The 1,274-nt window shown below is 36.7% G+C and carries 1 protein-coding gene; it reads right to left on the bottom strand.

Features of this window, described 5'->3' with window-relative positions; genetic code table 11:
* A partial coding sequence (locus LRA01S_RS10530) for a phage tail spike protein (RefSeq protein WP_174519827.1) occupies positions 1-1,274 on the bottom strand: 1,274 nt, incomplete at both ends.

Raw genomic sequence — 1,274 nt, 5'->3', positions numbered from 1 at the left:
TTTAGTAGCCAATGTGTTGTTGACATTGTTTATCTCCGTTGTCACTCGAGTATCTACGCCAATCGCTTTGTTTAGTGCTGTTTTCGCATCTGTAATTCCTTTGTTCGCATTAATCAACGCTGTATCAGCATCGCTTTTAGCTTGGTTAGCGATTGTATTTAGCGTTGAAACGGATTCGGATAATTTTCCTGCATTATCTAAAGCAGTTTGAGCATTAGTCTTAGCGGTATTTGCACTTGTCAATGCAGTTTGTGCGTTATTCATCGCAGTTTGAGCTTGTGTTTTCGCATTATTTGCAATCGCATTCACATCGGTGATTAATTGTGTATTTGCCTGAACAGCTGTAACACTGGCATTTGCTTTATCTACTGCATCTTGTGCAGCAGTTTTGGCTTCTGTCACTTCGGTCTGAGCTTGTTGCATTTGTGCTTTAATTTCTTCACTTGTAGCATCGCTGACTTGCAACACCCATTGTAGTTTTCCATCGACTTTTTCTAAAATCCACATCTCAATTTTGTCGCCATTTTTTAGATAAAGTAGATCACCCTCAGTACTTGTTGCTATGATAGCTGGCTTGTAAGTCAAGCTATAGACTGTATTTTTACCGTTTGCCGTAGTCATGGCTGATTGAGCTTGTTGTGCGACTTGGCTTAAATTCGTTTGTAAACTTTTACCTACTGTTGAAGTAAAAGATTTAGTGTAATTGCCTAAAGTTATTGAAATATATGATTGATTTAAAGGGTTCCATTTATATTCAACCATTTGCGCTTCGATATTGAAATTATCTTCAGCATGAATAACTTTTACAATATCACCAGGTAAGATTTGTTTGAGTGATTTTAAGTCTTGATATTCTGCTGTATCTTTTAAATTCACAAACTCAACTTTGCAAGTAAACGCTGGCAAATCAACTTTATTTTTGCTAAATTCAAGGTTTGCTAATCGTCTTAGTTCAGCATAAGCAAGTTCTGGTGTTGAGAAACCTTCCTCGTCTGAATCTTTGGTTTTAACTTTGACATTTGAATATTCAATTTCTTGTATGCGTGGCTCAACATAATTGTCAATCAGTGAGCTGTCAACATATAGTTCTGGTAATAATAAACCATCATAGCCAATTGGTCTGATTCTTGTAATTACTGTGCTTTCGTCAAATTCAGCTTCATACCCCTTAAGGTCTTTGCGGTGTCGGATTGTATAACCTTTGTTGCTACCATAAGCTGTATTCATTGCAATGTTAAAATTATGACGAACAATGTGACCGCCCCAACGATTAA

It is taken from the genome of Pseudolactococcus raffinolactis NBRC 100932, from assembly GCF_001591765.1.
Taxonomy (GTDB): Bacteria; Bacillota; Bacilli; order Lactobacillales; family Streptococcaceae; genus Pseudolactococcus; species Pseudolactococcus raffinolactis.
This window is presented reverse-complemented; position numbering and strand designations above follow the sequence as displayed.